This window comes from Pseudomonas sp. GXM4 (assembly GCF_008923895.1).
Classification (GTDB): domain Bacteria; phylum Pseudomonadota; class Gammaproteobacteria; order Pseudomonadales; family Pseudomonadaceae; genus Aquipseudomonas; species Aquipseudomonas atacamensis.
In genome coordinates this window covers 1-3,797 of record NZ_WBRZ01000394.1, presented here as the reverse complement: position 1 = coordinate 3,797, position 3,797 = coordinate 1, and the positions used below count along the sequence as shown (strand labels likewise).

Here is a 3,797-nt window from a genome sequence, read left to right as displayed (position 1 = left end):
GCCGCGCCCTGGTTTCAGACCTTCGGCGGACCGGGATAACCGCAATGCGCCCAGGACTCGGCGCGGGTGTACCAGGCCATCATCACCATCTGCTGCAACGAGCTATGGCCCATGCGCAACAAGCTCAGTGAGCTGTTCTCCCAGCGATCAAGGAAATGCCGCATCGCCTCAGGGCTGGCGTTTTCCCAACTGCCCCAGATGCCGGTGAGCGGGCCACGGGTCACGGCCATGCCCAGCACATCGAAGAGTTGCCGAGTGAGCTTGAGCATTTCCGGCGACAGGTGATCGAGGCTGTAGTCCAGCGACTTCAGCGTGCCGTCGAGCGCAGCGGGCATTTTCTCGGCGGCCACGGCGCCGTCGAGCATCACCGGGATCAGCGCGCGCAGGAACAGCAGATCGCCGTCGCGCAAACTGACAAAGCCGTTGGCGCTGATGCTCGACGAGCAGCCAGTGAGGCTGGCGCCAAGGCCGGCGGTGGCAAGAAACGCGCTGGCGCCGAGGCTGAATTTCAGCAGGCCACGGCGCGACAGGGCAGGTGTTTCGGTCAGGCTTGGGTGCATTGTTTTTATTACCCGGCGTCGACGAACGTTTAGCGAATGAACAGCTTCTGAATCAGTTTCTGAATCGATGTGCCATAGGGCGGGTAGATCAGCCGGGCCGCGTTGAAGCGCTGTTTGATCAGCACGCCCTTGGCCTTGCTGAAGGTCAGGAAACCTTCGTGGCCGTGGTAATGGCCCATGCCCGAGGGGCCGATGCCACCGAAGGGCATATCGTCCTGAGCGACATGCAACAAGGTGTCGTTCAGGCATACGCCGCCGGAATGGGTCTCGTGCAGCACGCGATGCTGTTCGCGTTTGTCGTAGCCAAAGTAGTAAAGAGCCAGAGGACGAGGCCGCTGATTGATGTAAGCGAATGCCTGCTCCAGATCGCGATAAGGCACGATTGGCAGCAATGGGCCGAAGATTTCGTCCTGCATCACCGTCATCTCATCGCTGACATTGAGCAGCACGCTGTGCGGCATGCGTCGGCCCTGGCCTTGTTCGAACAACGGGATCAGCAGCGCGCCCTTGCTGGTCGCGTCGCTGACGTAACCGTTCAGTCGGGCCAACTGGCGTTCGTTGATGATCGCGGTGTAGTCGGCGTTGTCGGCCAGGGTCGGGTAGAAGCCTTTCACAGCCTGACGGTAGGCCTCGACGAAGGCGCCGACGCGGTCTTCCGGCACCAGCACATAGTCGGGCGCGACGCAGGTCTGCCCGGCGTTCAGGGTCTTGCCGAAGGCGATGCGTTCGGCGGCGTCCTTGAGCGGTACGTCTCTGGAGACAATGGCTGGGGATTTGCCGCCCAGTTCCAGCGTCACTGGCGTCAGGTTTTCCGCGGCAGCGCGCATGACGTGTTTGCCGACGCTGGTGGAACCGGTGAACAGCAGGTGATCGAACGGCAACCGCGAGAACGCTACACCGACATCCGCTTCGCCCAGCACTACACAAACCAGGTCTTCGGGAAAGATCCGCGCGAGCAGCTCTTTGAGCAGCAGCCCGGTGGCCGGGGTCGATTCGCTGAGCTTGAGCATCACCCGATTGCCCGCCGCCAGGGCGCCGACCATTGGCCCCACGGCCAGATACAGCGGGTAGTTCCACGGCACGATCACGCCGACCACGCCCAGCGGCTGGTAAACCACCTTCGCCGAAGCCGGCTGGAACGCCATGCCAACCTTGCGCCGCGAGGGCTTCATCCAGTTTTTCAGGTGACGGCTGGCGTAGTGAATGCCGTGCAGGCTCGGCATCAGCTCGGCGAGCAGGGTTTCGTCGGCGCTGCGGTGACTGAAATCGGCGCTGATCGCGTCGATCAATGCCTGCCGCTCAGCGCTGAGCAGATCGCGCAAAGCCTTGAGCCATTGTTGCCGCTGTGCGGCCGGCGGCATCGGGTTGGCGGCATACGTAGCCCGTTGTGCCTGGAACTGCCGATCAAGGGTTTCAAGAGGCTGTTGCAGCGTTTGCAGGTAGGCAATGTCGGCAGTCATCGCGGGCTCCGGATTTTATTGTAGTGGGCACTTTTTAGAGTCTAAGCTCTAGAAAGTCAAACGACTTCCGCGCACGTCAGTGTTTTATCCATTTCCGGTTAGGTCGTAAGATGCGCCGTCTACGCACTCTGAATTAAAGCTCAAGCCATGGCCCCACGAATAAAAACCAGCGAGCGCATCGTTCAGAACAGCCTGGAGCTGTTCAATCAGCAGGGCGAGCGCAGCGTCAGCACCAACCACATCGCCGCGCACATGGAGATTTCTCCGGGCAACCTGTACTACCACTTCCCCAACAAGCAGGCGATCATCGCCGTGTTGTTCAGTGAGTACGAAGCCCTGGTGGACAGCTTTCTGCGTCCGCCTCAGGGCCGCCCGGCGACCGTCGAGGACAAGCGTTTCTATCTCAAGGAACTGCTTTCGGCCATGTGGCGCTACCGCTTTCTGCATCGCGACCTCGAGCATCTGCTCGACAGCGATGCGGAACTGGCCGCGCGTTATCGGCGTTTCTCCCAGCGCTGCGTGATCCAGGGGGCCGCAATCTACGAAGGTTTTGTCGCCGCCGGCATTCTGAAAATGGATCGCGTGCAGATCGAATCGCTGACCCTCAACGCGTGGATCATCCTGACCTCGTGGGTGCGTTTTCTGTGCACCACCCGGGAAAACTCCAACCACCTCAGCGAACAGGCCGTGAAGCGTGGCGTGTATCAGGTGCTGGTGCTGGAAGCAGGGTTTGTTACCGATCAGGCGCGGGATGAAGTCAACGCACTGTTCGACGAATTCTATGTGCCGCTGGCGCAGGCCCTTGAAGACGTGAAATAAACCGTTCAGCCGAATTCCACAGGAGCCCGTTATGTCGATTGCGCAGTTGATCAGCCCACAAGCTTTGGACGCTCGCAAAGAGCAGCCGGGGCTGGTGATTCTCGATTGTCGTTTCGCCCTCGAAGATCCGGATTACGGCCAGCGCAGTTACGCCGAAGGGCATATTGCCGGGGCGAGTTTCGCCGATCTGGAACGGGATCTGAGCGGTAAAGTCGAGAAGGGCGTGACCGGACGTCATCCGTTGCCCGAGCCGGCGGTGTTGATCGAGCGCCTGCAAGCCTGGGGCATCAGCAACGACAGCGATGTGGTTTTGTACGACGACGGCCCGGGTGCGTATGCGGCGCGGGCGTGGTGGTTGCTGGCATGGCTGGGCAAGCGCGACGGCGTGTTCATTCTCGACGGCGGGCTCAAGGCCTGGCACGCGGCCGGCCTGCCGCTGAGCCTGGACCCGCCGAGCGTGACGCCGGGTAACTTCAGTGGCCAGCCGGACATGAGCCTGTTGATCAGCGCCGAGCAATTGCAGCAGCGCCTCGGCCAGCCAACCCTGACCCTGCTCGATGCCCGCGCCTTGCCGCGCTTCAAGGGCGAAGTGGAACCGATCGATCCGGTCGCCGGGCACATTCCCGGCGCGCAGTGCGCGGCGTTCACCGACAACCTCGGCAGTGATGGACGGTTTTTGCCGGCCGAGCAGCTCAAGCAGCGCTTTGCCGCGAAACTGGGTGATCGCTCACCGTCGGAACTGGTCGCCTACTGCGGCTCCGGGGTGACGGCGTGCCATAACCTGTTCGCACTGTGCCTGGCTGGCTATCCGCTGGGTGCGCTGTATGCCGGATCGTGGAGCGAGTGGATCAACGAACCGTCGCGCGGCATTGCCACCGGCGAATAACATCGCTGATCCCATGTGGGAGCGAGCCTGCTCGCGAAGGCGTCCTGTCAGGCATTGAATTTCCAGACTGAC

At 61.7% G+C, this 3,797-nt stretch carries 4 protein-coding genes; 2 read left to right on the top strand and 2 right to left on the bottom strand.

Going from position 1 to position 3,797, the window contains the following annotated elements; translation table 11 throughout:
- Positions 1-14 precede the first annotated feature (14 nt).
- Positions 15-560 (bottom strand): twin-arginine translocation pathway signal protein, encoded by a 546-nt coding sequence (locus tag F8N49_RS26475; protein WP_151553204.1) that lies wholly within the window; start codon positions 558-560, stop codon positions 15-17.
- 29 nt (positions 561-589) lie between these two features.
- Positions 590-2,020: a coniferyl aldehyde dehydrogenase gene (locus F8N49_RS26470; RefSeq protein WP_151553202.1), complete on the bottom strand. Its 1,431-nt coding sequence runs from the start codon at positions 2,018-2,020 to the stop codon at positions 590-592.
- Positions 2,021-2,167: 147 nt separating this feature from the next.
- Here F8N49_RS26470 and F8N49_RS26465 point away from each other — a divergent pair, with 147 nt between their 5' ends.
- Entirely contained in the window at positions 2,168-2,839 is a 672-nt protein-coding gene (locus F8N49_RS26465) for a TetR/AcrR family transcriptional regulator (protein WP_016772708.1), read from the top strand.
- A gap of 31 nt (positions 2,840-2,870) precedes the next feature.
- Positions 2,871-3,725 (top strand): sulfurtransferase, encoded by an 855-nt coding sequence (locus F8N49_RS26460; protein WP_122751166.1) that lies wholly within the window; start codon positions 2,871-2,873, stop codon positions 3,723-3,725.
- Positions 3,726-3,797 lie beyond the last annotated feature (72 nt).